This window comes from candidate division TA06 bacterium, from assembly GCA_016235665.1.
Taxonomy (GTDB): domain Bacteria; phylum Edwardsbacteria; class AC1; order AC1; family EtOH8; genus UBA5202.
Genome location: JACRJI010000012.1, coordinates 276,323 through 303,135 on the forward strand (window position 1 = coordinate 276,323; position 26,813 = coordinate 303,135).

The 26,813-nt window shown below is 55.7% G+C and carries 21 protein-coding genes; 19 read left to right on the plus strand and 2 right to left on the minus strand.

What is annotated here, in order from left to right; all coding sequences use genetic code 11:
- Window positions 1-31 precede the first annotated feature (31 nt).
- The 9 genes from pstC to HZA73_07970 all read left to right on the plus strand — a co-directional run bounded on the left by pstC (window position 32) and on the right by HZA73_07970 (window position 11,084).
- Complete coding sequence (pstC, locus tag HZA73_07930; protein MBI5805959.1) at window positions 32-889, plus strand: phosphate ABC transporter permease subunit PstC; 858 nt, start codon at window positions 32-34, stop codon at window positions 887-889.
- A complete protein-coding gene (pstA, locus tag HZA73_07935) occupies window positions 886-1,722 on the plus strand; it encodes a phosphate ABC transporter permease PstA (GenBank protein ID MBI5805960.1) in 837 nt (278 codons plus the stop codon). The genes pstC and pstA overlap by 4 nt, the downstream gene beginning before the upstream one ends.
- Before the next feature lie 10 nt (window positions 1,723-1,732).
- Window positions 1,733-2,488 carry a phosphate ABC transporter ATP-binding protein gene (locus HZA73_07940; protein MBI5805961.1) on the plus strand — a complete coding sequence of 252 codons (756 nt, stop codon included), beginning with the start codon at window positions 1,733-1,735 and terminating at the stop codon, window positions 2,486-2,488.
- A gap of 174 nt (window positions 2,489-2,662) precedes the next feature.
- On the plus strand, window positions 2,663-3,418 hold the full coding sequence (pstB, locus tag HZA73_07945) for a phosphate ABC transporter ATP-binding protein (protein ID MBI5805962.1): 756 nt from the start codon (window positions 2,663-2,665) through the stop codon (window positions 3,416-3,418).
- A 119-nt stretch (window positions 3,419-3,537) separates the two neighbouring features.
- On the plus strand, window positions 3,538-4,206 hold the full coding sequence (phoU, locus tag HZA73_07950) for a phosphate signaling complex protein PhoU (GenBank protein MBI5805963.1): 669 nt from the start codon (window positions 3,538-3,540) through the stop codon (window positions 4,204-4,206).
- A 189-nt stretch (window positions 4,207-4,395) separates the two neighbouring features.
- On the plus strand, window positions 4,396-6,552 hold the full coding sequence (locus HZA73_07955) for an RNA-binding transcriptional accessory protein (protein MBI5805964.1): 2,157 nt from the start codon (window positions 4,396-4,398) through the stop codon (window positions 6,550-6,552).
- Between the two features lie 16 nt (window positions 6,553-6,568).
- A complete protein-coding gene (locus HZA73_07960) occupies window positions 6,569-8,041 on the plus strand; it encodes an NAD(P)/FAD-dependent oxidoreductase (GenBank protein MBI5805965.1) in 1,473 nt (490 codons plus the stop codon).
- A gap of 161 nt (window positions 8,042-8,202) precedes the next feature.
- The gene (locus HZA73_07965) at window positions 8,203-9,522 is read left to right on the plus strand and encodes a hypothetical protein (GenBank protein MBI5805966.1); all 1,320 of its coding nucleotides are present in this window, start codon (window positions 8,203-8,205) and stop codon (window positions 9,520-9,522) included.
- Window positions 9,519-11,084 (plus strand): DnaJ domain-containing protein, encoded by a 1,566-nt coding sequence (locus HZA73_07970; protein MBI5805967.1) that lies wholly within the window; start codon window positions 9,519-9,521, stop codon window positions 11,082-11,084. The genes HZA73_07965 and HZA73_07970 overlap by 4 nt, the downstream gene beginning before the upstream one ends.
- Window positions 11,085-11,180: 96 nt before the next feature.
- Here HZA73_07970 and HZA73_07975 read toward each other — a convergent pair whose 3' ends face one another.
- On the minus strand, window positions 11,181-12,242 hold the full coding sequence (locus HZA73_07975) for a type IV pilus twitching motility protein PilT (protein ID MBI5805968.1): 1,062 nt from the start codon (window positions 12,240-12,242) through the stop codon (window positions 11,181-11,183).
- 167 nt (window positions 12,243-12,409) lie between these two features.
- Entirely contained in the window at window positions 12,410-13,471 is a 1,062-nt protein-coding gene (locus HZA73_07980) for a type IV pilus twitching motility protein PilT (protein MBI5805969.1), read from the minus strand.
- Between the two features lie 505 nt (window positions 13,472-13,976).
- Between HZA73_07980 and HZA73_07985 the strand changes: the two genes are divergently transcribed.
- The 10 genes from HZA73_07985 (at window position 13,977) to HZA73_08030 (ending at window position 26,296) form a co-directional block, all read left to right on the plus strand.
- On the plus strand, window positions 13,977-15,260 hold the full coding sequence (locus HZA73_07985) for an HD-GYP domain-containing protein (protein ID MBI5805970.1): 1,284 nt from the start codon (window positions 13,977-13,979) through the stop codon (window positions 15,258-15,260).
- 6 nt (window positions 15,261-15,266) lie between these two features.
- Window positions 15,267-17,762, plus strand: a complete 2,496-nt coding sequence (locus tag HZA73_07990; GenBank protein MBI5805971.1) for a GAF domain-containing protein — start codon at window positions 15,267-15,269, stop codon at window positions 17,760-17,762.
- A gap of 286 nt (window positions 17,763-18,048) precedes the next feature.
- Window positions 18,049-18,423: a response regulator gene (locus HZA73_07995; GenBank protein MBI5805972.1), complete on the plus strand. Its 375-nt coding sequence runs from the start codon at window positions 18,049-18,051 to the stop codon at window positions 18,421-18,423.
- On the plus strand, window positions 18,424-19,758 hold the full coding sequence (locus tag HZA73_08000) for a PAS domain S-box protein (protein MBI5805973.1): 1,335 nt from the start codon (window positions 18,424-18,426) through the stop codon (window positions 19,756-19,758).
- Window positions 19,759-19,887: 129 nt separating this feature from the next.
- Window positions 19,888-20,541 (plus strand): hypothetical protein, encoded by a 654-nt coding sequence (locus HZA73_08005; GenBank protein ID MBI5805974.1) that lies wholly within the window; start codon window positions 19,888-19,890, stop codon window positions 20,539-20,541.
- Window positions 20,542-20,697: 156 nt separating this feature from the next.
- Entirely contained in the window at window positions 20,698-22,443 is a 1,746-nt protein-coding gene (locus HZA73_08010) for a lamin tail domain-containing protein (protein MBI5805975.1), read from the plus strand.
- A 126-nt stretch (window positions 22,444-22,569) separates the two neighbouring features.
- Window positions 22,570-23,079: a cob(I)yrinic acid a,c-diamide adenosyltransferase gene (locus tag HZA73_08015; protein ID MBI5805976.1), complete on the plus strand. Its 510-nt coding sequence runs from the start codon at window positions 22,570-22,572 to the stop codon at window positions 23,077-23,079.
- A gap of 112 nt (window positions 23,080-23,191) precedes the next feature.
- Window positions 23,192-24,553, plus strand: a complete 1,362-nt coding sequence (locus HZA73_08020; GenBank protein ID MBI5805977.1) for a TldD/PmbA family protein — start codon at window positions 23,192-23,194, stop codon at window positions 24,551-24,553.
- 1 nt (window position 24,554) lies between these two features.
- A complete protein-coding gene (locus HZA73_08025) occupies window positions 24,555-25,877 on the plus strand; it encodes a TldD/PmbA family protein (GenBank protein ID MBI5805978.1) in 1,323 nt (440 codons plus the stop codon).
- Window positions 25,878-25,924: 47 nt separating this feature from the next.
- Window positions 25,925-26,296, plus strand: a complete 372-nt coding sequence (locus HZA73_08030; protein ID MBI5805979.1) for a hypothetical protein — start codon at window positions 25,925-25,927, stop codon at window positions 26,294-26,296.
- Window positions 26,297-26,813 lie beyond the last annotated feature (517 nt).

Sequence of the window (26,813 nt, forward strand, 5' to 3'; positions counted from 1 at the left end):
TTGTTGACAGTACTGAAACGCAAAATAAAAAATGCCGGTTAACAGCGAAAAAATAATGCAGCAACTGCTGCTGGCCGTGGCCTTCTCGGCCCTTTCGGCCCTGCTGCTGATCGCCGTTTTTATCATCAGCCAGGGGCTTCCCTTCATTTTCAGGTACGGGTTAGGGGAATTCCTGTTCTCTTCCCAGTGGAATCCCCAGGCCGGAAAATTTGGCATCTTTCCCATGGTGGTTTCCACCCTGTGGGTCACTTTGGGGGCCATGGCCATTGGGGCGCCGCTGGGGGTGGCCGGGGCGGTGTTCCTGACCGAGTTCGTGCCCCGGACGGTGATGCGGATAATAAAGCCGGCCATAGAACTGCTGGCCGGGATACCATCGGTGGTCTACGGCTTCATCGGGGTGATGGTGCTGGCCCCGCTGATCCGGGACCATCTGGGCGGCCCGGGCCTTTCGCTTTTGGCTGGCTCCATCATCCTGGGAATAATGATCCTGCCCACCATCATCAGCATCTCCATCGATTCCATCATGGCGGTGCCCAAAAGCTACCGGGAAGGGTCCCTGGCCCTGGGGGCTACGGTCTGGCAGACGGTGCGGATGGTGACCCTGCCGGCCGCCCGGTCCGGCATCGCGGCCAGCATCATCCTGGCCATGGGGCGGGCCATCGGCGAGACCATGGCGGTGATCATGGTCACCGGCAACTCCGTCAAGATCCCGGGCTCGGCCCTGGAGCCGGTGCGGACCCTGACCGCCAACATCGCCCTGGAGATGGGCTATGCCACCGGAATGCACCGCCAGGCCCTGTTCGCCACCGGGGTGGTGCTGTTTGTGGTGATCATGATCCTCAATTTCAGCGCCAGTTATGTGATGAGGCAGAGAAAGGCCCGCCGATGAAACTTGATCCCAAACATACCCAGAAGGCGGCGGTGGCGGTGCTGGGATCGGCCACCTTGCTGACCCTGACCGCCCTGGTCTTCATCATCGTCTTCGTGCTTCAGAAAGGCCTGCCGGTGCTGAGCTGGGCCTTTCTGACCGGTTCGCCCCAGGACATGGGCCGGGCCGGTGGGATCTTCCCGGCCATAGTGGGCTCGGTATCCCTGACCGTGCTGGCGGTGCTGCTGGCCGCGCCCCTGGGGGTGGGTACGGCGGTCTACCTGACCGAATACACCCGGGAATCACGCCTGACCGTCCTGATCCGGTTCGGGGCCGACTGCCTGGCCGGAATACCGTCCATCATCTTCGGCCTGTTCGGCTTCATACTGTTCGTGACCATCATGAAGATGGGCTGGTCGCTTCTGGCCGGCTCGCTGACCCTGGCCCTGATGATCCTGCCCACTATCATCCGGACCACCGAGGAGGCCATCAAGGCGGTGCCGCTTTCCTACCGCGAGGTCAGCTATTCGCTGGGGGCCACCCGCTGGCAGACTGTGCACAAGGTGATCCTGCCCAATGCCCTGCCCGGGATCCTGACCGGCGTGATGCTGGGTGTGGGCAGGGCTTTGGGTGAGACGGCGGCCGTCATCTTCACCGCCGGGTCATCTCTCAGGATGCCGGCCTCTGTCTTCGATTCGGTTCGGACCATGGCGGTGCACTTCTACCTGCTGGCCCGGGAGGGCATCTCGCCCGAGAATGCCTACGGGACGGCGGCGGCCCTGATCATCGCAGTACTCTCGGTGAACCTGCTGGCCTATTGGATGATGAACCGGATGGTAGCCAAAAGAGCATAAAGATGAACAAATGCCAGTCAAAATAGCACTGAATAAATTTTCGGTCCATTACGGTCCGGACCCGCTTCTCCAGGAGATCGACCTGGTGATCCAGAGCAATCAGATACTGGGCGTAATCGGGCCGTCCGGCTCCGGCAAGACCACCTTTCTCCGGGCCCTGAACCGGATGAACGAACTGCAGCCCGGCTTTACCACCGAGGGCCAGGTCCTACTGGACGGGGAGGACATCTACGGCCGGGATTATGACGCGGTCAGCCTGCGCAAAAAAGTGGGAATGGTGTTTGCCATGCCGGTGCCCCTGCCCATGAGCATCCACGAGAACATAATCTACGGCCCCAAACTTTCGGCCGGCCGGGGATGGAAGCATGACGAGGCAGTGGTGGAGAGCTCCTTAAAGGCGGCTTTCTTATGGGACGAGGTTAAGGACCGTTTGAAGACTTCGGCCCTAAGGCTTTCCGGCGGCCAGCAGCAGCGGCTGTGCCTGGCCCGGATCCTGGCCCTGAAGCCGGAGGTGATCCTGCTGGACGAGCCCTGCTCCGGGCTGGACCCGGTCTCCACCGCCAAGATCGAGGAGGCCTTGACCATCTTAAAGGAAAGATATACCGTGATCCTGGTCACCAACAACACCAAGCAGGCGGCCCGGGTGGCCGACCGCACGGCCTTCTTCCTGATGGGGAAACTGGTGGAGGAGGGAGCCACCCAGCAGATGTTCACCGCTCCGAAGGACAAGCGGACCAGCGACTACATCACCGGAAGGTTCGGCTGATACCGGGAAACCTTCTTATCCGCAGATTAACGCAGATTATGACCACTCTTTTTTTTATATAAAACGATTTAAAGTCGAATAGATAATCTGTGTAAATCTGATAAATCTGCGGATGAAAAAAGTGGTAAGTTTGGAGTTGGTTTTGTAAACAAAGGTCATAATATAGCATTTGCAATGGATCTAAAAATTGAAATAAAGGACCTGGACCTTTTCTACGGCAGTTTCCAGGCGCTGAAGGCAGTTTCCATGCCGGTCTATGACCGGCAGATCACCGCTTTGATCGGCCCTTCCGGCTGCGGGAAGTCCACCCTGCTCCGTTCCCTGAACCGGATGAACGACCTGATCTCCGAGGTCAGGATCAAGGGCCTGGCCCTGCTGGACGGGGTCAACATCTATGACCGGAACACCGATGTGGAACTTCTCCGGAAGAGGGTGGGAATGGTCTTTCAGCGGCCCAACCCCTTCCCGCTGTCGATCTACGAGAACGTGGTCTACGGCTTAAAGGTGGCCGGAACGAACGATAAAAGTACCCTGGACCAGACGGCGGAAAAAAGCCTGAAGGCCGCCTGGCTTTGGGACCAGCTCAAGGACAAACTACATCAGCCGGCGATCTCCCTTCCCCTGGACCAGCAGCAGCGGCTGTGCCTGGCCCGGTTGCTGGCGGTGGAGCCGGAGGTGATCCTGATGGACGAGCCCTGCTCCTCCCTGGACCCAATCGCCACCGCCAAGGTGGAGGAGCTGATGCTGGAACTGAAAAAGGATTACACCATCGTCATTGTCACCCATAACATGCAGCAGGCGGCCCGGGTCTCGGATTTCTCGGGATACATGCTGCTGGGGCAGATGATTGAGTTCGGGGAGACCAAGACGCTGTTCACCAATCCAGCGCAGAAGCTGACAGAGGATTACATCACCGGAAGGTTCGGATAACGAAGCAATCAGGTATCCTCTATCCAGTATCCTGTATTCAGTAAAACAACATAGTGAATAACGGCTACTGGCCACTGACCACTAAATTATAAACAGCAAACTTACGCTGAGGTAGAAAGATGGAACAAAGACATTTTGACCGGGAGCTTTTGGAGCTTAAGGAAAAGCTGTTGTTGATGGCGGCCAAGGTGGAGCAGCTGATCAAGCAGTCCATAGAGTCCCTGATGAAGAAGGATGCGGTGCTGGCCCAGTCGCTTTTTGACCTGGACAAGGAAGTGGACAGGCTGGAGATCGAGATAGAAGAGGACGCCATCGCACTTATCGCCCGGCACCAGCCGGCGGCCGGGGACCTTCGCTTTTTGATCGGGGCCATCAAGATCAACAACGACCTGGAGCGGATCAGCGACCACGGGGTGAACATCGCCCAGAGCGCCATCCGGCTGGCGGCCCAGCCGGAGTTGAAGCCCCTGATCGACATCCCGCGGATGGCCGAGCTTTCCATCGGCATGCTCAAGGACAGCCTGGACAGCTTCGTCAACAACGACCCGGACAAGGCCCGGGCGGTCTGCAAAAGCGACGACCAGGTGGACGACCTGAAGGACCAGATATTCAGGGAACTGCTGACATATATGATGGAGAAGCAGGACTCCATCGGCCGGGCCATGGACCTGATCCTGGTCAGCCGGAACCTGGAACGGGTGGCCGATCTTTCCACCAACATCAGCGAGGAGGAGATCTACATCTCCGAGGCCAAGATCGTAAAGCATAATGTTCAGAAGGGGAAATGAACGGAAGAACAGTTCACTGAATAAAAACAATCCACTGCATCAGATTGCTTAAAAAGGCTGGACTTTGGTCCGGCCTTTTATTATAATACCGAAGTCCGGAACTATTTATGTAACCAATGAATCCATGAACAAGGGAAATATTCCTGAATTCATGGTTTCCTTATAAATAAATCTATCTCGAAAGAAAACATGCTTAGCGAACTTCAAATAACCCAGGTCATCACCAAGGAATTGGGCCTGCAGCCTTTCCAGGTCAGCAACACTCTGGAACTTTTCGGGGAAGGGGCCACCATCCCCTTCATCGCCCGGTACCGCAAGGAGAAGACCGGCCTGCTGGACGAGGTCCAGATCCGGGATATCCGCGACCGGTTCGATTACATCAAGGAACTGGACGAGCGCAAGGCAGCCATCCTGAAAAGCATAGAGGAGCAGGGCAAACTGACCGACGAACTGAAGGCCAAGATAGAGGCCTGCCTGGTGAAGCAGGAGCTGGAGGACCTTTACCTGCCCTACAAACAGAAGCGGAAGACCAAGGGCATGGTGGCCAAGGAAAAAGGTTTGGAGCCTCTGGCCCTGTCGCTGTGGCTGCAGGAGGGAAGTTTTGACCCGCAGGCTGAGGCCGAAAGATACCTCAACCCGGAACTGGGGATCAACAGCGCCAAGGATGCCCTGGACGGGGCCCGGTACATCATAGCCGAGCTGATCTCCGACGACGCCGAGGTCCGCAAATATCTGCGGGAGACCACTATGGCCAAGGGGATCCTGGTCTCCCAGGTCAGGGACGAGTTCAAGGAACAGAAGACCAAGTTCAACCAGTACTACGAATTCAAGGAGCCGCTTAAGCTGATCCCCTCCCACCGCTATCTGGCCATCATGCGGGGGGAGAACGAGGAAGTGCTGACCGCCAAGGTGGATCCCCCGGTGGAAGAGATCAACCAGTATCTGCTCAACAAATTCATCAAGGACAGATCCTTTGCCCAGTACCAGTATTTGAGCGAGGTGATAGGCTTTGCCTACCGGGTTTACCTGAACACCTCCATCGAGGTGGAACTGCGGTCGGAGATCAAGGAAAAGTCCGACGCCGAGGCCATCCGGGTGTTCGCCGAGAATCTCAGGAACCTGCTGCTGGCCCCGCCGGCCGGCTCCAAGGCCATCATGGGGATAGACCCCGGACTGCGCACCGGCTGCAAGGTCGCAGTGGTGGACGAGACCGGAAAATTCATGGAATACGCCACCATCTTCCCCCACAGTTCGGCCTCCCAAAAACAGGAAGCGGCCAAGACCCTGGCGGCCCTGGCCAAGAAATACAAGCTGGAGCTGGCTTCCATCGGCAACGGCACCGCCTCCCGGGAGACCGACCAGTTCGTACGGGAGGTGATCGCGGAGCACAAGGGGATCAAGCTGCAGCCGGTGGTGGTCAGCGAATCCGGGGCCTCGGTCTACTCGGCCTCGGACCTGGCCCGGGAGGAGTTCCCGGACCTGGATGTCTCGGTCCGCGGCGCCATCTCCATCGCCCGGAGGCTGCAAGACCCGCTGGCCGAGCTTGTGAAGATAGACCCAAAATCCATCGGAGTGGGCCAGTACCAGCACGACGTCAACCAGCCCAAGCTCCGGCAGGCTCTGCACGAGACGGTGGAATCCTGCGTCAACTTCGTTGGCGTAGACCTGAACACAGCCTCCTATTCGCTGCTGTCCTACGTTTCCGGCCTAAGCGAGGCCATGGCCAAGAACATCGTCAAATACCGGGACGAGCAGGGCGCCTTCAAGAACCGGAAGGAACTTCTCAGAGTGACTAGGCTGGGGCCAAAAGCCTTTGAGCAGGCGGCGGGATTTTTAAGGATCCGGGACGGGGCCGACCCGCTGGACAATTCGGCCGTCCATCCCGAAAGCTATCCCATCGTCAAGCAGATGGCCAAGGATCTTAAAACCAAGACCGGACTGCTGGTGGGCGATCCCCTGCTGGCCGGGCAGATCGACCTGAAAAAATACGTCACTCCGGAGGTCGGACTGCCCACCCTGAACGACATCCTGTCCGAGCTGAAAAAACCGGGGCGAGATCCCCGGGACAAGTTCGAGCCGGCCAACTTCAAGGACGGGGTCACCGAGATCAAGCACCTAAAACCCGACATGATGCTGGAGGGGGTGGTGACCAACGTGGCCAATTTCGGGGCCTTCGTGGACATCGGGGTCCATCAGGACGGGCTGGTGCACATCTCGCAGCTGGCCAACAAAGACGTGAAGGATCCCAAGGAAGTGGTCAAGGTGGGCCAGCGGGTGACGGTCAGGGTGCTGGAGATAGACCTGGAGCGCAAGCGGATAGCCCTGTCAATGAAGGGAAATCAATAATACATAGGAGATTCAAATGAGCAAAATAATAATCATCGGAGCGGGCCTGGGCGGGCTGACCGCCGGCAACCTGCTGATCCGGAAAGGCCACCAGACCACGATCCTTGAATCCCATACTGCTCCGGGAGGTTATGTGGCGGGTTTCCGGCGCCAGGGTTTTTATTTTGAAAGCGGTACCCTCTCCTTTGAATCGCTTCCCACGGTGCAGAAGGCGATGAAACAATTGGGGGTGCTGGACAAGATCGAGATCGTTCCCCAGCAAACCCGTTTCGTGTCCGACCGTTTCGACATCACCACTTCCGAGACCTTCGCCGGTTTTAAGCAGGCCATTCTCGCCGCTTATCCCGAGCACCAGCAGAACCTGAGGCGGTATTTTTCCGAAGTGGACAAGCTGATCATGGCCATCGAGCCCTTCATGCTCCCAGACCCGCCCTGGACCTCGTATCTCCGGGGGGCGGCGGCCGGGGCGGAGGTGCTGCTTAAATACAGCCGGACCAATCTGGGCGATTTCACCGCAAAATATTTTGAACGCGACAGCGAACTTTTCCGGCTGTTCAAGAATTTCGGATATCCCGACATGAGCGCCCTGATCCTGGGCGGGGCCATCATCAGCATCTTTTCCGATTACTGGACGATCAAGGGCGGCATGCAGTCCTGGGCCGACGCCCTGGCTCAAAGTTTCACCGGGTTGGGCGGCGAGTTGAAACTGGGAACTCCGGTGGAAAAGATAATCACCGAAAAGGGCCGGGCGGTAGGAGTGATATCGCAGGGAGCCAGCCATCGGGCCGACCATGTGATCTCGGCCTGCGATTACAAGAACACTTTCCTTAAATTGCTGGACGACCAATCACTGATCCCCGACCGCCAATTGAAAAAGATCAAGAGTACCCAAGTCTCCGAAGGGATATTCACCGTTTATCTGGGACTGTCCATAGACAACCGGAAGCTGGCCGAATATATGAAGATCCCCCACGTCTCGCTGTTTGACGAGCAGCCCGGGGCCGACGTCCGCAATCCCAACGATCCTGACTTCTTCAAGAAATCATCGATCAGCCTTTATTCCCCGTCGCTGATAAACCCCGAACTGGCCCCGGCCGGGAAATCCTGCCTGATGCTGCAGATGGTCTGCCCCCACCGCTGGATGGACAACTGGGGCGGCGGAGACAGGGAGAAATACCAAAACCTTAAGGACCAGGTAAGCCAGACCCTGATGAACAAGGCCCGGAAACTGATCCCGGACCTGGAAAAACTGATCGAGTTCAAAGGAGCGGCCACCCCGCTGACATACCAGCGCTACACCGGCAACACAGACGGGGCCACTTCATCTTGGAGCTGGAATCCCAAGAACAAATTCCACAAAAGCATCCTGGGGACATTTGTGGAAACGCCGGTGAAAAACCTGCTGATAGGTTCCTGCTGGGCCATGCAGATAGGAGGGATCCCCGGGGCCATCAGCGCCGCCCAGAAATGCGCCAAGAGGATCAAATAAGCAATTCTGGCACATAAACAGCCGGCCCCGGAAGGGACCGGCTGTTTTGATTAGTCAAATATTTAAGCCAATCGAAAAAATATAATTATTTTACTTGACTTTAAAATCAAATTTTATTAATATTAACCTGATATATAAGGTATTATCCTATAATAGGTTTAATGAAAAGAACCATTTCCATAATTATAAGCGTGATACTGGCCCTGGCGGCTTTGGGTCTTACGGTGTTTACCCTGCGGCAAGATCAAAAATCAGCAGGCAGCGCCGCTCCGGATGAGCTTAAGACCCGCTCTGAGCTTATTGCCAAGAGCCTGGCCCGCAGTCTTTCCGATCCGGTGGCCAACGCCGATGATCTTTCTCTGTCCGAGCTGATGGCCCAGGCCAGGACCGATTACCCCGAAGTATCTCAGATCCGGGTGGCCAACAACAAGGGAATGATGGTGGCCGCATCCGAGGATGACATGGTGGGGCAACCCTTGTCATTGCCGGCCGGGATCAAAACCTTGACGGACGAAAATCTGCTGTTGCAGCCTGCTTTGTCCGGGCCCAAGGAAAGATCTTACTGGGCGGCTGTTCCCATCCTGCTGGGCAAGGAGAAGATAGGCGGCCTTTATCTTTTGACCAAGGGACAGGCCCAACCGGCTTCCTCCAACAAAACGGCCATTCCTATTCCTCTGGTGGCCGGGCAGGCGGCGGCTCTGATCATCATAATCTTGCTGCTGGCGTTGTCAGCGCCAAGAACCGTGACCGTGGCCACGGCCGGGGAAGCGCTGGCCGAATTCGAGCACAAGAAAAAAGAGATCGAAAAGGACCTGGAGAACAAGCGCAAGGACCTTAAAAAAGTGGAAGCCGAGGCGGCCGATCATACCCGGTGGCTGGAGATGTTCCGGGGTGAAGAATCCGACCTAACAAGCCAGGTGAAAAAGATGCGGCAGGAGCGGACCGAGCTGGAGAGCGTGATAGAGCAGGGGCGCAAGCAATTAGTGGAGTTCGAGGGACTGCTCCGTAACAAGCAGTCCAAGCTGGAAGAGGTAAGCCACCATCTGACCGCCAGAATCGAAGAGGGCATTGAACTGGACAAGCGGCTGGTCAGCATCCAGCAGCAGGAGGCCGAGCTTAACACCCGGATGACAGAGCTCAAGAAGGGCGAAGCCAATCTGGCCCAGTGGCTCAAACAGTCCAAGGCTGAAGTGCAGAACTTGGTGCAGTTCATCGCCGAGAAGCGGATAGAAGAAAGCGAGCTGGAACAGACCATAGAAGAGAAGCGGCGCGAGGCGTCAGAGTTGGAGCAGAAGGTGGAGGAAATGCGGGGCAACATCCAGGAGCTGTCCGATATCAGCGAACAGTGGACCGGCGAGAAAGAACGCCTTTCCCAGGAAATTGGTGATAAACAAAAAGACCTGACCGCAGTGATGCAGCTGCTGGAAGGCAGCCGGGCCAGGCTGGAGAAACTGCAAAAACAGGAAACTGCCGTCAAATGACGAACTACTATGAAATTCTGGGAGTAAGCCGGGGAGCCGAAGCTTCGGAGATATCCCAGACCTACCGCCGTCTGCTGCAGGACCAGTATCAGGAAATGGGCAAGGAGGCAGATCTTTCGTTGTTAAGCCAGGCCCATAAAACCCTGACCAATCCCGCCAAGCGCCGGGAATATGATGCTACGCTTGACCTCTTGTCCGGTCAGTTCGTTGTCCAAGATCCCGAAAACCCCAACAAGGGCGAGAAGGCCTATTTGGACGGGCTTAAGGCTTTCGATCTCCAGAATTATCAGGAGGCGGTGCAGTACTTTGCCCGGGCCGCCCGGCTGGATCCCAAGCAGGGGCATTTTTTCAGCCAATGGGGCTTGTCCATCGGAATGTTCCCGGGCCGGCTGCCCGAGGCCGAGCTTTACTGCAAAAAGGCCATCGAGCTGGATCCTGACAATCCGGTATTCTACTTCAATCTGGGATTTTTATATCAGCGCCATAATTTAAGCGAGGCCGCCCAGCAGTCATTCAGCAAGGCCCAGGAAGCACAGCAGGTGCGGCAGGCAAAGCACTCGGCCCAGCAGACGGCCGTCATTAGCGCGCATTGGAGGGGAGACGCTGGCAGCCTGCTGAAGGAACTGGATTCAATAGAAGAGACCATGACCCAGCCTGATGTGGAACAACCTTCGGTGATCGCCCTGCCCCAGGCCGAAGAGGCTGGCCCGGAAAAAACAACGGAGGAGCAACCGGTTCCTTCATACGAAACTGCGCCAGAGCAGACTCCGGCCATGGCCGGGGAAACCACAGGCTTCTCCGGGGTGGACGATCTGTTAAGCGAATTGGACGACCTGGAGTCCAGCATGGAGAAGGTTGAAACGTACAATAACGGCAAAGCAGAAATTCCGGAGGAACCGGAAGCAGCCCCGTTGGAGATAGTCACGGTCAAGGATGAACTGATCGTTCAAATTCCATCCGGCGAACAGCTGCCATCGGCAGAAGGCCAGAACGAGGTTTCTCCGCTGGAGATCGTTACCGTCAAGGACGAATTGATCGCCCAGGTGCCGCAGTCTTCACAGGATCAACAGTCAGCCGAGGCAAAACTGGAGTTAGTTACGGTTCAGGAAGAACTGGGTCCGGTGGAGCAGGAAGCCCCGGAACCGGAAATGCCTACGGAATCAAAGCAAACCAGCGAATCGACGCTGGACCTTTTGAAGGAATTGGATTCCATAGAGTCCATGGTGGCAGGGATAGAGCAGGCCGGAGTTGAAGATCGGACGGAGACCAAGGAATCCGTGTCCGAAACCAGCGCTGATGATCTGGAGAGCGAAGCCCTGAAGTTGCTGCAGGAGTTGGATGTTCCCCTGGCTGAAAAAAGCCCGGCGCCGCTAACGTCTGTACCCGTGGATGAAACACCTGCCCCTGACGGAGTGAAGGACAAGGAAAGCATTCCCGAGCCAGATTCCGAGGCCATCAAGAAAAAAATGGAAAGGCTGAACCAGATGGAGGAGCAAATGATGGAGGAATTGCTGAAGCTTAAGGCCGAGCGGGAACAATTGAGGGCGGAGCTGAAGGTCTAAAATTAAAGGAGGATGGATCCCGTTCTAAGAAAAATTAAATCCGGTGTCCCGATATTTCGGGGCACCGGATTTTTCAACAACCAAACTTAAGGGCTATTACTGCTGAGCTCTCATGATCTGTTGCAGGTTATCCGGATCGGGTGATTTGCTGAGGGCCTCGTCCAGTGTTATCACCTTGCGCTTGAAAAGCGAGGCCAGGGACATGTTAAGGGTGCACATGCCCTGCTTGACGCTGGTCTGGATCAGGCTCTGCAGTTGGTAGGTCTTTCCCTCCCGGATCAGGTTGCGCACCGCTCCGGTGCCGGTCATTATCTCGTGGACCGCTACCCGGCCCTTGCCGTCGGCCCTTTTCACCAGGATCTGTGAGATCACCGCCACGAAGTTTACGGCCACCTGCATCCTGATCTGCTCCTGCTGAAACAAGGGGAAAACGTCGATGATCCGGTCGATGGTTTGGACGGCATCGGTGGTATGAAGGGTGGCCAGCACCAGGTGGCCGGTCTCGGCCGCTGTGATTGCCAGCTGGATGGTCTCCAGGTCCCGCATCTCTCCAATCAGGATGCAGTCCGGATCCTGGCGCAGCACATATTTCAGGGCGTCGGCAAAGGTCAAAGTATCGCGGCCCAGCTCCCGCTGGTTGACGATGGCCTTCTTGTCGGTGTGAACGAACTCCACCGGGTCCTCCACCGTCATGATGTGGCAGGGTTCGTTGGCGTTGCGGTGGTCTATCATCGAGGCCTGGGTGGTGGACTTGCCGCAGCCGGCAGGGCCGGTGACCAGCACCAGTCCCCGGGGCCGCATGGAAGCCTCCTTCATGATGGCGGGGAACCCCAGCTCATCCAGGGACGGTATCCTTTCGGGAACCAGCCTGAAGACCATACCCAGCGAGCTGCGTTGCAGGAACAGGTTGACCCGGAACCGGCCGGTGCCGGTTTGGGTATAGGCAAAATCCAGCTCCAGGTCCTGGGTGAACTTCTGCCATTGGGCCGGGGTCAGCACCGAACCCACGAAACGCTTGATGTCGTCGGGGGTCAAGGCCGGCAGCTGGCTGGGAAGAAGATCGCCATTGATCCGAAGCAGCGGAGTGCTGCCGACCTTAAGGTGAAGGTCCGAGGCTCCCTGCTGGGCCATGTGCTGCAATAGCTGGAGTATATCCATTTTACTTTAAATCAGTATGTGTAGGTTCCGGCAATAAGGAATGTAACAGTAATACATTGGCGATGCTTTGGTAATGCGACTGACCAAACAATTGTATGCCCATAGTATAACAACTGCATTCTCAACCGTTTTTCAATTACATCAGCAGGCCGCTTTCCCCGGAAAGATCAGACCTTCATGATCATCCGTTCAAATTCAATGGGATTGGATGATTTAGCCATGGCATCCTCCAGGGTCACCTGTCCTTTCAGGAAATAGTCCTTTAAACAGGAATCCAGGGTGACCATGCCGTACTTGCCGCCGCTCTGGATGGCACTGTATATCTGGTGGGTCTTGCCTTCCCGGATGATGGCCCGGAGGGCCGGGGTGCAGGTCAGAACTTCGTAGGCCACCATCCGGCCCTTACCGTCGGTGCGGGGCAGCAGGGTCTGGGAGAAGATGGCCTGGAGTGTGGTGGAGAGCTGCAGCCTTACCTGCTGCTGCTGGGCCGGGGGAAAGACGTCAATGATCCGGTCCACGGTCTGGGCGGCGTCGGCGGTGTGAAGGGTGGCCATCACCAGGTGGCCGGTCTCGGCCGCGGTAATGGCCAGGCTGATGGTTTCCAGGTCGCGCATCTCGCCCACCAGGATGATATCCGGATTCTGGCGCATCACGTGCTTAAGGGCTCCGGCAAAACTGTGGGTGTCTATTCCCACCTCGCGCTGATTGACGCAGGCTTTCTTGTCGCGGTGCAGGAACTCGATGGGGTCCTCGATGGTGATGATGTGGCAGGAACGGCCCTCGTTGATGAAGTCGATCATGGCGGCCAGGCTGGTGGATTTACCGGAGCCGGTGGGGCCGGTGACCAGCACCAGGCCCCGGGGCAGCATCGAGACCTTTTTCATGATCTGGGGCAGGGCCAGCTCGTCAATAGTCTTGATCAGAAGGGGGATGACCCGAAGCACGGCCCCCACAGCGTTCTTCTGCTTAAAGACATTGACCCGGAAGCGGGAGACGCCTGGGATGGAGTAAGACAGGTCCATCTGATGGGTCTGCTCAAATTTCTGGCGCCGTTCCTCGTTCAATATCTCGTACAGCAGCATCTTTGTGTCATCGGCCGTCATCACCGGCAGGCTGGTGCGCACCAGCTGTCCGTGGATCCTGTAAATGGGCGGCTCGCCGCACTTGATGTGCAGATCCGATCCCTGCTGGCTGACCAGCATTCTTAACAGTTCGTCAATTTTGGCCATGACAATTAAAAGTAATTAATGAGATCGCAAATATTTCAGGGCTAATTGCCGTTTCTGAAACATTCCAGACATATTAAACTAATAGTTTAACAAAAGCAGGCTTTTAAAGTCAAGGATAATAATCAAAAATAAATCAAAGGTCTTTGCCTGCAGGCAAAGACCTGGTCCAAAACAGAAAGGAACCTTGCTGACAGGCCTATGCCAACTGTACAAATGAAAATAGCAGAGGGACAGGATCATTGATGGAGCCGGTAAAAGGCCGGAACTGGGCCGGATATTTCCGCAAACCAGTTCCGGTCTTGCCTATTGCAGGAGCGGCGGCTTCTGGAACCAGGCAAAACCGTCAGGGGGAGATCCTGTTAACCGTTAATTCAGACAGTGATTCGGACCCACGGACTTCTTTTCCATGAAACCAAAAAAACCTTTGCCGCTTCCGGTAAAAAAATAAGCTAACTGTATAAAAAATCATTGACTTTTAACAAATATTTGGTATAGTTAAAGACTAATGACCCATAAAAATGGCATAGTTGTCCTACCTTCGGAACATCTGGAGGCTGTAATCAAAATTGCCGCCGGGAGCCTGGGGTGCAGTGCGGAGTTTTTTCCTTTGGAGGAAACCTCCGCACTGCACCCTGACGGCCAGGGAGAAGTCCTGCCGCTGCCGGAGTTCCACCGGAAACTTCTTATTAAAGGCCAAAATGACATGCTCGGTCCGGCCCTGGAGACCGCGAAAAAACTGGCCGGAGAGATCAGCGCCAAGGAACAGGAGGCGGTTTCCCTGACCCAGGAGATAACCGAGCGCTACGAACAGCTGGCCACCCTTTTCGAGATGAGCGAAAAGCTGGGGATGGCCGGAGACAATCCGTCCCGGATGGCGGCCATCTTAGACACTGCCACCACTGCGGTCTCGGCCAGCTGTGGCAGTCTGATGCTGTTGGAGGGGGACTGCCTCTTCATCAACCGTGGGGAGCAGGGGATCAACAGCGAAGTGATCCGCTCATTGGCCCGCCGGGTGGCGGAACGGAACAAGCCGGAGGTGGACGAAAAAAGTTACATCGTTCTGCCGCTGGCCGTCAGCGAGAATCAGTCCATAGGAGCCCTGGCGCTGGGACCCAGGACCGAAGGGATATACCGCTCCGGGGACGTCAAGATGATGGTGACGCTCACTTCCTACGCCGCTCTGCTGCTGGAGAGCGGACGGCTCTATGAAGGATTGGAGACGCTGTTTTTCTCCACCATCAAAAGCATGGTCGAGGCCATTGACGCCAAGGATCCCAGCACCCGGGGCCATTCCGAGAGGGTCCGCCGTTATTCAGCTCTGATGGCTCAAAAAATGGGGATGCCCGGCCCGGACCAGAAAATGCTGGAGCTGGCCGCCCTGCTTCATGATCTGGGCAAGATCGGCCTTCCCGATTCCATTCTGAACAACGTTAAAAGCCGCCTAACCGACGAGCAGTGGCACCTTGTGAAACAGCATCCCGAGATAGGCGTTTCAATATTGACCCATGTGGCCCAGCTGAAGAAGATCCTGCCGGCCATCGGCCAGCACCACGAGCGCTACGACGGCAGCGGCTACCCTACCGGGATCAAGGGCCAGGACATTTCGCTGTTTGCCCGGATCATAGCCGTGGCCGACGCCTATGACGCCATGACCACCCAGCGCACCTACCGGCCCACCTTCGATTCCCGGCAGGCCCTGGCCGAGCTTCGGGAAAATGCCGGCAACCAGTTCGACCCGATGGCGGTGGAACTTTTTCTGCAGAGTTTTTCCGGCACCGATAACAAATAACAGGCCATGAACGAAAATAACGACATAAATATCCAGTCTCCTGCGGTTGCGGTTAATCATCATCCGGCCAATTCTCCCGGGGATGCCGGAGATCTGTCCGGACTGATGATGCCCGGGCTTTTGGAGTGGCTGCCCCAATCGGCGGTACTGACCGACCGGGAGTGCCGGATCATAATGCACAATCAAAAGGCCAAAGGGCTGGTGGCGGGCCAGGGTCTGGTGTGGGACGACCTGGAACTCCTACCGGAAGATCTGGCCTGGATTAAAAGTACGATGCTGGGTTATGCCCAAAAACCGGGGTTCCCGGCCGAAAAAAAAATCACCTTCAAGGACCGGCTGTGGAGCCTGGGGCTGGTTCCGTTGTATCACGAAAATGTTTTTTTGGGAGCATTGCTGGCCTTTGCTGACCAGGCCGACGAAGTGGCCGGCCAGTTTAAAAAATTGCGGGACCTGCTGATAGCCACCCAGGATGAAAAGACGGTGGCCGAGTTTCTGCTGAAGACCCTGAAAAAGAGTCTGGGGTTTGACAAGGGGATGCTGGCGGTGCTGGAACGAAGCAGCAGTTACAAGATCCTGGCCGGTCAGGGGCTGGAGGACGATGTTCAGAGGGAAGAGTTCCTGCCCCAGAGTGCCATGCTGGAGGCCTGTTATAAGGAAGGCCGGCCCATGGCGGTTTCCGGAAGCGCCGAAAACATAGAACAGTCTTTGGGCGGTAAACTGCTGAAGGTGGCCGGAGCCAGAACCGGTTCCATTCTGATCGTCCCTCTGCTGCGGGCCCAGCAGCCTTTGGGTTTTCTGCTGCTTCATAAAACAGGCCCGGCCTTCGGCAACGGGCACCTGACCCTGCTGACCGAGCTGTCCGAGATCTTCGTCAAGATACTGGACGAAGCCCGGATGGCCCAGAAATTCGAGAGCGAGAACCAGCTCCGCAACAAGCTTTACGAGATAGGATTTGCCGCCGGTTCGGTGCTGCAGCTGGGAAGCCTTTTAAGCCTGATGATCAGGACCATCGCCAAGGAGCTAAAGGCCGAGGAGGTCAGCCTGTATTTCTTTGACGAGATCTCGGGGCAATGGACCGGTAAGTCGATGATCGCTCCCAACGAAGGACAGGGTTTTCTGGCCCTGATCAAAAGCTCCGGGGTCAAACTGGAGCACATCCGGCTGATGGAGATGAAGGATGTCACTGCCCAGGTGGTGGCCCGGGGCCAGCCGGAGATAATCGGAGACCTGGCCCGAGATTCCCGTTTCACCCAGCCCTCGCCCCGGACCTCCTTTAAATCAGGGCTGTGGCACCCCCTTAAGATCAAGGATAAGACCATCGGAGCGCTGATGGCACTCAGCCGGCAACCGGGATATTTTGGTGTCTTGGACCAGGCCCTGATGGAGGAGATAACACCGCTGATCACCTTTGCCCTGCGCAGCGCCATGTTGTACGAGGAGATCCGCCGGGAGGGCAGCAGGCTGGGCTCCATCATCAACTCCATGCCCGAGGGCCTGCTGATGGTGGACAAGGATTTTAAGGTGATAATCAGCAACGACAGCTACGAAAAGCTCTGGAGCCTGGGGATCAGGGTAAAACCGGGGATGGAATTCCACACGGCCATTTTACCGCTGTTGGGAGAGCATATCCGGGACCAGAAACCTTTGCTGGAGTTTCTGCAGCAATGCGCCGGGAACACCGCCCTTCGCCAGGAGTCGGTGGAACTGGAACTCAACAGCGGTTCCTTCCTGAAGATAGTCTCCTTTCCGGTAGATGACGCCGATGGTCCGGGCAACGGTCTGGTATTGCTGCACCAGGATGTGACGGTAGAGCACCAGATCGCCGAAACCCGGCAGGAATTCGTGGGGATGCTATCCCATGACATGCGCAACCCGCTGTCGGCAATCATCGCCACCCTGGAGCTTTCCTTGGACGGCAGCCTGGGCGATCTCAACGAAAACCAGCATCAATTTTTGGGCAGCGCCATGAACGACAGCCGCCGGATGCTGGAGATGCTCAACGATCTGCTGGACGGCTACAAATATGAGGCGGTGGAGTTGAAGCTGGAGAAGACACAGTTTGACATCACTCAACTGATATCCAAACTGGTCTCCGACTTTTCCGCCCTGGCCAAGGAACGCCAGCTGGAGCTGTTCCAGGACACTCCCTTAAGCCTGACGGTGACGGCGGACGAGGGCAAGCTGACCAGGGTGATATCCAACCTGCTGACCAATGCCCTAAAGTTCACCCCTAAGGAGGGGAGGATAATAGTAACGGCCTCCGACAAAAAGCAGAACATCCAGGTCTCGGTCCAGGACACCGGGGAAGGCATTGCGCCGGATGAACTGGAAAAAGTATTTCAAAAATTTTACCAGGTGGAAAAACGCAAACTGGGCCGTAAAACCGGGACCGGCCTGGGCCTGCCCCTTTGCCGTAAGTTAGTGGACGCCCACGGCGGCAAGATCTGGGTAGAAAGCCAGCCGGGCAAGGGCAGCAAGTTCATCTTCACCCTTCCCAAGTAAAGTAAAATGACGGTCTATCTTGCCCCGCAGCCTTTATTCCCAGACATTGTAGTGAGCCCTTCGACACTGATTTCGGCAAGGCTTCGATAGACCCAGCCCAGCGGCTCAGGATAGGCTCTGCCGAACCATTAACGCTGATAACAACGGAATCACACCTAAAAATCAAAACTTCCGTAAAATGTCTGTTAAGTTTACAGATAGAAAAACTTTGGTGGTAAATGTCTGAGCTGGTTTACCAGGCTTTTATTGTTAAATAAAACAAACCTTTTCAAAGAGGTATTATCATATGACCAAAAAAATCATGGTGATCGATGACGAGCCCTACATTGCACGGGTCATCAAGTTCAAGCTGGAGCAGGAAGGCTACACCGTGTTCTCGGCCAATGACGGTCTGACCGGGCTGGAGAAGATCAGGCAGGAAAAGCCGGACCTGGTGCTTTTAGACGTGATGATGCCGGGGCTGACCGGGTACGAGGTCTGCCAGAAGATCAAGTCCGATCCCCAGCTGTCAGGCATTCCGGTGGTCATATTGACCGCCAAGGGCCAGGAGAAGGACCGGGAAGAGGGTTTAAGCGTGGGAGCCAGCGATTACATCACCAAGCCATTTTCGTCCAACCGCCTGCTGGAACTGGTGCGCAATATGGTGGGAGAGAACACCTAAATGTTATCCTGGCTTTGGCTATTAGCCATACCCTTTCTGGCCGGAATATTCCTGGCCTCCCAGGCTTTGGTGCTGAAGATCGCCGGCGCCGGGGGGATGCTGTTGCTGTTCGGTTGGGGAGCCTGGCTTTATTTCAACCTGTCCCGCCAACAGTCCCAGTCCGAAAAGTCGTTGGAAGAACTGGCCCAGCTGAAGGACGACGCCGGGCGCCAGAAAAATCAGAGCCAGGAGCTGGCCCGCCAGCGGGAAAAAGCAGAAGAATCCCGGAAAGACCTGGAGCGCCGGCTTCAGGAGCTCCGGACCGTCTGGGACAGCCTGCCGGCCGGAATGCTGATGATCAGCAACCCCGAGAACAAAGTGCTTTCCGTAAATCCAGAAGCCGAGCGGATCAGCGGTTACCGGGCCGTGGAACTGGTAGGACGAAGCTGGGAGCAAACCTTGACCGGCCAGCAAAACCAGACCCAGGAACATCCCCGGATCCAAGCATCAAAGGGCAGGGTTCTGACCGAACTGGACCAGGATAAAATAATTTTGAAGGACGGAACCGAACTGGAAGTACAGTCCCGGATCTGGAACCTGCCGGGCGGGCGGCAGACCGGCTGGATGTTCCAGCCCAAAAACCAGGCCATGGACTACAACAAGCTGCGGGAGGAGTTCATCACCAACATCTCCCACGAGCTGCGGACGCCGCTGACGGTGATCAAGGGATATGCCGAGATCCTTTACGAAGACGCCAAATCATCAGGCCACGAACAGGCAGACCTGATGAAGGTGATAGTGGACGAGGGCGACCGGCTGGCCGGACTGCTGGATTCAATCATAAATTTCCGGCAGGCCAGTTCCGGGATGCTGGGCCTGCGCCAGGAGAAGGTGGACATCATCGCCCTGCTGAACACAGTGATCCACGATCTGGAGCCCAAGTCCGCCAAGAAGGAGATAAAAATAATCAAAAAGGTGCCGCAGACACTGGCTCCTTCGCGGGGGGATTTCAACGCCCTGCGTTTTGCCTTCAGCAACATCCTGGACAACGCCGTCAAATTCAACACCAAGGGCGGCAGCGTCACGGTGGAGACCGGGGGCTGGCGGCTGGAGGACGGGATGTGGAAGATGCAGGTCCACATCAGCGACACCGGATCCGGCATCGCCCCCGAGGTGATGCCCCACATCTTCGAGAAATTCTACCGCACCGACCAGAAGGTGCACACCATCCAGGGAACGGGGATCGGACTTTCCCTGACCAAGGAGATCCTGGAGACCCACGGCGGCAACATCGCGGTGGAGAGCACGGTGGGCAAGGGGACCAAGGTCACGGTCAGTTTGCCGATGTCGGAGTGAGAATAAATAAAGGTATTGTGAAAGGTGATTAGGGACAAGCATTACCAACTTTTGGTGAATAGGCCAATAAAATCTGACAACAAAACTGTTGCTTATTTAGGAGGGGCGGCTATGTTCATGGTTAGGACTATGATCATTCTATCAGCATTTGCGAGTACAGTTGTAGCTGAAGATTTCAGCAAAGTATCAATCCAAGGTGCATTTTATCCATTCAGAGCATCAAGTAATGTTAACAGTTATTATTATCAAGATGTCTCTTTGACTCCGTCGGTAGAATTTGGCGTTAGGGTCAAATCGGTAAAAAAAATTGGCATAGATTTTCTAATTAGCGCTGTTTATAGTACCGGGTGCGATGCCAATGCAAATATAAGCAATTATACAGCGTACCAACCAGCGATATATGCCGCATCAGGCAAAGTTGGTTTAGTGTATGACTTATATAGCGGGGACCGTACTGCACTTGGTGCATTATTTTATTTTGGGGGAAATTACAAACAACATCTGCTTTGGAATTATTTGGATGAAAGCATTTTTAGTTATACTACTTTTGCCCCTTTCTGCTTCATGGGAATTGAACCTTCAGTAGAAATTGCCAAAAACTTTGTGTTCTATACAAAATTTGGATTGGATATTGAAAAGAGGCCCAATTCTAAGGGGTTTATTGCAGTATATGATCCATCTCCATATTCGTATTCATATCAGTATTTACTGGTTGAAAGAAAGGATTCAGGCGTTAATATTGCATTAGATGGTTTTATGCTAGGCGTTCGGTATCAGTTCTAAATAGTTATTCTGGAGACCCACGGGGAATGATCGCGGTGGAAAGCACGGTGGGCAAGGGGACCAAGGTCACGGTCAGTTTGCCGATGTCGGAGTAGGACTGAGCCCATTAATAAACACGAAAAACGGGGCTGAAAATAAACTGTCGGCAGGAAAAACATGGGAAATAAATTACCCGAAACACTCATGAAAAACGGCTGGTGGCTTTTAGCCGCCGTTTTTTTTATTTTTACCACGGCCCGGGCCGGAGTGGTGATCAACGAGTTCTGCTATGATCCGCTACCTAATATACCCGGTGATAAAGGTGCGGAATGGATTGAACTATATAATTCCGACACGATGGCTCAGGATTTGTCCGGATGGGAATTAGCACCGGATAGGTCCATCCACTATTTTGTACCATCTGGGTTTGTTTTACCTGCCAAAGGTTTTGTCCTTATTCATCTAAGGCGCATGGGGGTCAATACCGCCACAGACCTCTATGAAGATACAACAGGAATAGATGCAAACATGGGCGAGACCAGCGGTTATATAGCTCTGTTTACAAACAGTAAAAATAAGGCAAAAACATTGGTTGATTACGTTGCCTACGGCGCAGATGGGCAGACCTTCGAATCTATGGCAGATACTGCCGGAATTTGGGTCAAGGGAACATATATTGATACGGCAACCTGCGCCTGGTCGCTGGGACTGGCCTCCGACGGTGTGGACAGCAACCGGGTTGCCGACTGGAAGGAATTCTTAAAACCCACCCCGGGGTATACCAATGATCCTCAGGAATATGATGTGGCCCTCTCCGTTCCATTTACCACTCCATTGGAAGTCCCTGTTGGAAGCACTTTCACGGCATCTGTTTTAGTAAAGAACCAGGGCACCAAGACCGCCAGGAATGTGTCCCTCAAATTTTTCCGTGACGCCAACGGCGACTCGGTCTGCCAGGCCGGGGAAATGATCATGCACCAGGAGCTATGGGATTCCCTGCCCGCAGACCGGGTCTGCAGTTTTACCCACAGCGCTTTGGCCGAAGGCGCTTACCGGCTGTCGGTCCTGGCGGCCAGCGACAGCGAAACTGTTCTGATCAACAATTGCCAGGTTTTATCCTACTTGGCCGGAAGCCCGCTGGTGATCAACGAGATCATGTATGACCCGTCCGGCGGCCAGCCGGAATGGGTGGAGGTTTACAATCGTTCCGGCAGTCCGATTGATGTCTGTAATTGGACCATCGAGGACGCCACGTTTTCTCCCAAGAATGTTTCCACCGCTCACCAGAACATCCTGCCGGGAGAGTATCTGCTGCTGGCTCCGGATACTTCCTATTTCACCGGAGACTGCCCCAAGCTAAAGGTAAGCGGCTGGCCCTCCCTGAACGGCGACGGAGATATAATCTGTCTGCGCGATCTCCGGGGGGCAGCCATAGACAGGGTCCCGTACAGTTCTTCCTGGGGCGGCGGAGACGGGAAGTCGCTGGAAAAGATCAATCCCTTCCTGCTGAGCCAGGAGGCTTCCGGGTGGGGAGGCTGCGTTACTTCCGTCGGGTCCACCCCCGGCGCCCGGAACAGCATCTACATCGAAAAACTGGGATCCTCGGCCAACCTAAATATCTCGCCCAATCCTTTCTCCCCGAACGGCGACGGTTTCGAGGATCATGTTCTGATCGGCCTGGACTTTGCCTGGAGCAGGGCGGTGGTCAACATCAAGATCTTCGACCGGCTGGGGCGGCTGGTGAAGAACCTGGCGGAACAGCAGTCCTTTGGCGCTTCGGGGACCGTGGTCTGGGACGGCCGGGACGGCGGGGGGCAGATATGCCCGATGGGGGCTTACATCGTGCTGCTGGAGGCCCGGGACGCTAACGGCTCGGGCTCGGTGAAGAAGAAACAGACCGTGGCTTTGGCCAAGAAACTTTAAACCTCTTCCAGTCTTACGGCATCCCTCCCCTCGAGGGGAGGGAACGAGGGAGAGGTCAGAGAAAAGAAAAGATCATTCCACGTTACTATTCTACTACTCACTTCCTATACTAATTTCAGGAATCTTATGATCCAAGTATACACCGGCAATGGCAAGGGCAAGACCACCGCTTCTTTGGGCCTGGCCCTTAGGGCCTCGGGGCAGAAGAAGAAGGTGATGATGATCCAGTTCATGAAGGGCAAGGTGAACTACGGGGAACTGAAATCCGCCAAGCTTCTTCCCGGATTCACCATCAAACAGTTCGGGCGGCCGACATTCGTGGACAAGAAGAACCCGGCCCCGGCCGACATCAAGGGAGCACAGGAAGCCCTGGACTTTGCGGCCAAGACCATCGGCTCCAGGAAATACGACATCATAATCCTGGATGAACTGAACGTAGCCCTGGACTTCAAACTGATCCCGCTGGACGAGGTGCTGCTGATGCTGGCCTGGGTGCCCAGGGACCTGGAGCTGGTGATCACCGGGCGCAATGCCCATCCCAAGATCGTCAAGCTGGCCGACCTGGTGTCGGAGGTCAGAGAGGTGAAGCACTATTATCAGCAGGGGGTGCAGGCCCGGAAGGGGATCGAATTCTAAAACGACTTACGAATGTAAAATTCAAAATGCAAAGTGTATATTTTAAAATCGATCTGCGTCTATCAGCGTCCAATAAAGAAAACTAAAAACCAGCATACAATCAAGGAGCTTCATGGAAGGACTGATCAAAAAGGCCCTGGGCAAAGGGCAGGCCGACTACATAGAGATCCGGCTGGAGGATAAGGCCGTCACCAGCGTGGTCTATTCCGGCAGGGAACTGGACAGCGCCGGGACCAACACCACCAAGGGCGGCAACGTCCGGGCCCTGTACAAGGGAGGCTGGGGCTTCGTCTCCTTCAATTCAATGGACCAGCTGGATGCCAAGGTCAATGAGGCCTGCCGGGCGGCCCGGCTGGTGGGCAAGGGCAAAAGCGTTCTGGCCAAGGTCCCCAAAGTGACGGCCGATATCCGGGTCAGCCTAAAGGACGACCCCCGGAAGATCTCCCTGGCCCAGAAGGTGGCGCTGGCCAAAAATTACAACCAGATCATAATCGGCTCCAAGGGGATCATCAGCTCCGGGGTTCGCTACGAGGACGTCTTCAAAAAGCAGACCTTCGCCAACACCGAAGGCAGCTGCATCACCGAGGAGCGGGTATACTGCGGGGCGGCCTTTTCGGCGGTGGCCAAGGACGGGGCCAACGTCCAGCGGGCCCACGACTCGGTGGGCGGCACCGAAGGCTACCACACCGTGCTGAAGCTGGAGCAGAACGCCCAGCAGACTGTCAAGGACGCTTTGGGCCTGCTGAAGGCCGAGAAGGTCTCCTCCGGCAAATACACGGTGGTGATGGACCCCAAGATGTGCGGGGTATTCGCCCACGAGGCCTTCGGGCACCTGTCCGAGGCCGACCACATTTCGGAGAACGCCAAGCTTAAGAAGATGATGACCCTGGGCCGGAGGTTCGGCAACGACTCCCTGTCCATTCTGGATGACGCCACCATCAAGGGCCAGCGGGGGCACTACTACTACGACGAGGAGGGGGTGGCCTCCCACAAGAACTATCTGATCAGGAACGGCATCCTGGTGGGCCGGCTTCACTCCCGCCAGACCGCGGGCCGGATGAACGAGAAGGCCACCGGCAGCGCCCGGGCCATCAGCTACCAGTTCGGGCCCATCGTCCGGATGGGCTGCACCTACATCGAGCCCCGGGACTGCAGCTTTCAGAAGATGATCGGGGAGATCAAGCACGGGCTGTACGTGGTCTCGGCCCTGGGCGGGATGACCGAGCTGGAGATGTTCACTTTCTCGGCCATGAAGGCCTACCTGATCAGGAACGGCAAACTGGGCCCGATGGTCAGGGACGTCATCCTTACCGGCAACGTCTTTGAGACGCTTAAAAACATCGACGCCATCGGCGACGACCTGGAACTGCACGGCGGCCTGGGCGGCTGCGGCAAGGACGGCCAGATGCCGCTGCCGGTCTCGGACGGCGGACCGCACATCCGGGTCAAAGACGTAGTGGTGGGAGGGAAATAAGATGGATAAAATTATTGATCAGATACTGGACCTGGCCAAAAAGAAGACCGGCGCGGCCGAGGTCATCTTGGTGGAAGGGCAGGAGAGCCCGGTGGACTTCCGCTCGGGAAAACTGCATTCGGTGGAGCACAAGGAGATCAAAGGGGCCGGACTGCGGGTGGTCAAAAACGGCCGGATAGGCTTTTCCTCCACCACCGACTTCGAAAAACTTCCGGAATTAGTGGACCATGCGGTCTCCGGCGCGGCCTTCGGCCAGCAGGCAAGTTTCAAACTTCCGGCAGGATGCAAACCGGCCGGGATCAGGACAGTCGATCCCCGGTTGGAAAAGTTCACCACTTCCCAGGCCGTGGCCGAGGGCCAAAAAGCCATGGGGATACTGGCCCAAAAAGCCCCGGAACTGAAATGCGACATCGGCCTTAACAAGAAGTTTTACCGCGTTTCCCTGGCCAACAGCCGGGGATTCCAGGGGCAATACGACAAGACCTCCTTCAGCTACGGACTGGGCGGGGTGGCGGTGATCAACGGCAGTCTGACCTTCATCGGCCAGAGCCGCCACGGGGGAAAACTGGAGCTGGATACCCTAAAGATGACGGACAAGATAGGCAGCCTGTACCACGACGCCCAAAGAACCGCCAAGCTTACTTCCGGGAAAATGCCGGTGCTGTTCGCACCGGAGGCCATGAGTCTGTTGTGGATGTCCATAGCCATGGGGGTCAACGGCAAGGCGGAGCAGAAGAAGACCACCCCGCTGTTGGGCCGGCTGGGGGAGAAGATGCTGGATCCCCGGATCACCGTCAGCGACGACCCGCTGCTGCCCCTGGGCCTGGCTTCGGCGCCGTTCGACGACGAGGGGGTCTGCGGGGCCAGGCTGGACCTGTTCCACCGGGGCGTGTTCAAGAATTTCATCTACGACCTGCAGACCGCGGGGATACTGGGCAAAAGATCCACCGGCCACGGCAGCCGGTCATTCAGTACCCAGCCCTCGCCCCAGGTCAGCAATTTGGTGATCGCCGGGGGAAAGACCAAGCTGGCCCAGATAATCAAGAGCATGGACTCGGGGCTGATCATCTACGATCTATTAGGCGCCGGGCAGAGCAACATCATAGCCGGGGATTTCTCGGTCAACATCGGGCTGGGTTACAAGATCGAGAAGGGAAGGATAGCGGGCCGGGTGAAGGATGCCATGGTGGCGGGCAATGTTTACGACATGCTGAAGAGCAAGGTGCTGGATATCTCATCCGGGACCGAGGACGTGGAACGGAACAACGTGGCGATGAACACTCCGGCCATGCTGTTTGACGGGATGAACGTAACGGCCAAATGATTTGTTTAGACTGATTGCATATATAAATATTTTATTTGAGGCATCCGATGGGAAAAACGCCCTTAAAATGCATCTGCTTGGTTGTGGCATTATCATTGATTGCCAGTAATATCACCGCTCAAAGTTTAGACAGTACGCAGGTTGATAGTTCATGCAGTGCACGGTCAGGCCTAAAAGTAAATGACGGAGCAGGTCAAACCGATTCAATGGCATCAGGGGAAACCCAAGGAATCAAGAGCACCAGCACTGATTCCATCGGCCGGAAAGAAGGCCGAAAAGAAAGGGCTGTATTACAAAACTCCGCAGATAAAAAGAAAGGCCGGAGCCCGGCCGCCATGATAGTCATTGTTTGTGTGATGGCTTGGGCTGCAATGTATATTTATGCTTTGCGCGGGTTAAGCAGCATGGATCATTGGTGATCTATTCAGTGACTGCTATTTTATTTATTTACGTGAAAAATCACCAGCCCGGGGTCAATGGCTGGCAAAAAGGACATGCTGTTCGACGGGATGAACGTAACGGCCAAATGACCTCACCCTGCCTGACGGCATCCCTCTCCAAAAGCATTTGGAGAGGGGGAGGCGATGCGCTGAGTAAGACACCATGAATGTCTTTACGAAGCGGGTGAGGTCAGGCACAAGACACAAAAGGTGTTTATCTGGTTACAAAAATACTGTAGGGGCATGGCGTGCCATGTCCCTGGACCGCCTGCCCCAATTCGTATGTATATCATGATGCAGTTCTCATCGCGTCGCCCACCCCCCTCCCGCAAGGAGGGGGGATTTTTATTTATATGACTATCTCCCTTGCTCAGAAAAAGTGGAAAGAAGACAGCTGATTTGGTACAAAACGTAGCCTTAACCCTGTTATGTTCTTTTTCTTTTTGTGCCGCCCCTTCGTTTGCAAGGTAAATAGCCGTCTCAGGGCAGGCTCCAG

Bases quoted from the DNA above. Each gene is read 5' to 3' on its own strand.
- HZA73_07980 (MBI5805969.1), bottom strand. From the start codon at position 13,471: ATGGCCAAAATTGACGAACTGTTAAGAATGCTGGTCAGCCAGCAGGGA.
- pstA (MBI5805960.1), top strand. From the start codon at position 886: ATGAAACTTGATCCCAAACATACCCAGAAGGCGGCGGTGGCGGTGCTG.
- HZA73_08010 (MBI5805975.1), top strand. From the start codon at position 20,698: ATGGGAAATAAATTACCCGAAACACTCATGAAAAACGGCTGGTGGCTT.
- HZA73_08020 (MBI5805977.1), top strand. From the start codon at position 23,192: ATGGAAGGACTGATCAAAAAGGCCCTGGGCAAAGGGCAGGCCGACTAC.
- phoU (MBI5805963.1), top strand. From the start codon at position 3,538: ATGGAACAAAGACATTTTGACCGGGAGCTTTTGGAGCTTAAGGAAAAG.
- HZA73_08000 (MBI5805973.1), top strand. From the start codon at position 18,424: ATGTTATCCTGGCTTTGGCTATTAGCCATACCCTTTCTGGCCGGAATA.
- HZA73_07990 (MBI5805971.1), top strand. From the start codon at position 15,267: ATGAACGAAAATAACGACATAAATATCCAGTCTCCTGCGGTTGCGGTT.
- HZA73_08030 (MBI5805979.1), top strand. From the start codon at position 25,925: ATGGGAAAAACGCCCTTAAAATGCATCTGCTTGGTTGTGGCATTATCA.
- HZA73_08015 (MBI5805976.1), top strand. From the start codon at position 22,570: ATGATCCAAGTATACACCGGCAATGGCAAGGGCAAGACCACCGCTTCT.
- HZA73_07940 (MBI5805961.1), top strand. From the start codon at position 1,733: ATGCCAGTCAAAATAGCACTGAATAAATTTTCGGTCCATTACGGTCCG.
- HZA73_07970 (MBI5805967.1), top strand. From the start codon at position 9,519: ATGACGAACTACTATGAAATTCTGGGAGTAAGCCGGGGAGCCGAAGCT.
- HZA73_07985 (MBI5805970.1), top strand. From the start codon at position 13,977: ATGACCCATAAAAATGGCATAGTTGTCCTACCTTCGGAACATCTGGAG.
- pstC (MBI5805959.1), top strand. From the start codon at position 32: ATGCCGGTTAACAGCGAAAAAATAATGCAGCAACTGCTGCTGGCCGTG.
- HZA73_07960 (MBI5805965.1), top strand. From the start codon at position 6,569: ATGAGCAAAATAATAATCATCGGAGCGGGCCTGGGCGGGCTGACCGCC.
- HZA73_08005 (MBI5805974.1), top strand. From the start codon at position 19,888: ATGATCATTCTATCAGCATTTGCGAGTACAGTTGTAGCTGAAGATTTC.
- HZA73_07995 (MBI5805972.1), top strand. From the start codon at position 18,049: ATGACCAAAAAAATCATGGTGATCGATGACGAGCCCTACATTGCACGG.
- HZA73_07965 (MBI5805966.1), top strand. From the start codon at position 8,203: ATGAAAAGAACCATTTCCATAATTATAAGCGTGATACTGGCCCTGGCG.
- HZA73_07955 (MBI5805964.1), top strand. From the start codon at position 4,396: ATGCTTAGCGAACTTCAAATAACCCAGGTCATCACCAAGGAATTGGGC.
- HZA73_07975 (MBI5805968.1), bottom strand. From the start codon at position 12,242: ATGGATATACTCCAGCTATTGCAGCACATGGCCCAGCAGGGAGCCTCG.
- HZA73_08025 (MBI5805978.1), top strand. From the start codon at position 24,555: ATGGATAAAATTATTGATCAGATACTGGACCTGGCCAAAAAGAAGACC.
- pstB (MBI5805962.1), top strand. From the start codon at position 2,663: ATGGATCTAAAAATTGAAATAAAGGACCTGGACCTTTTCTACGGCAGT.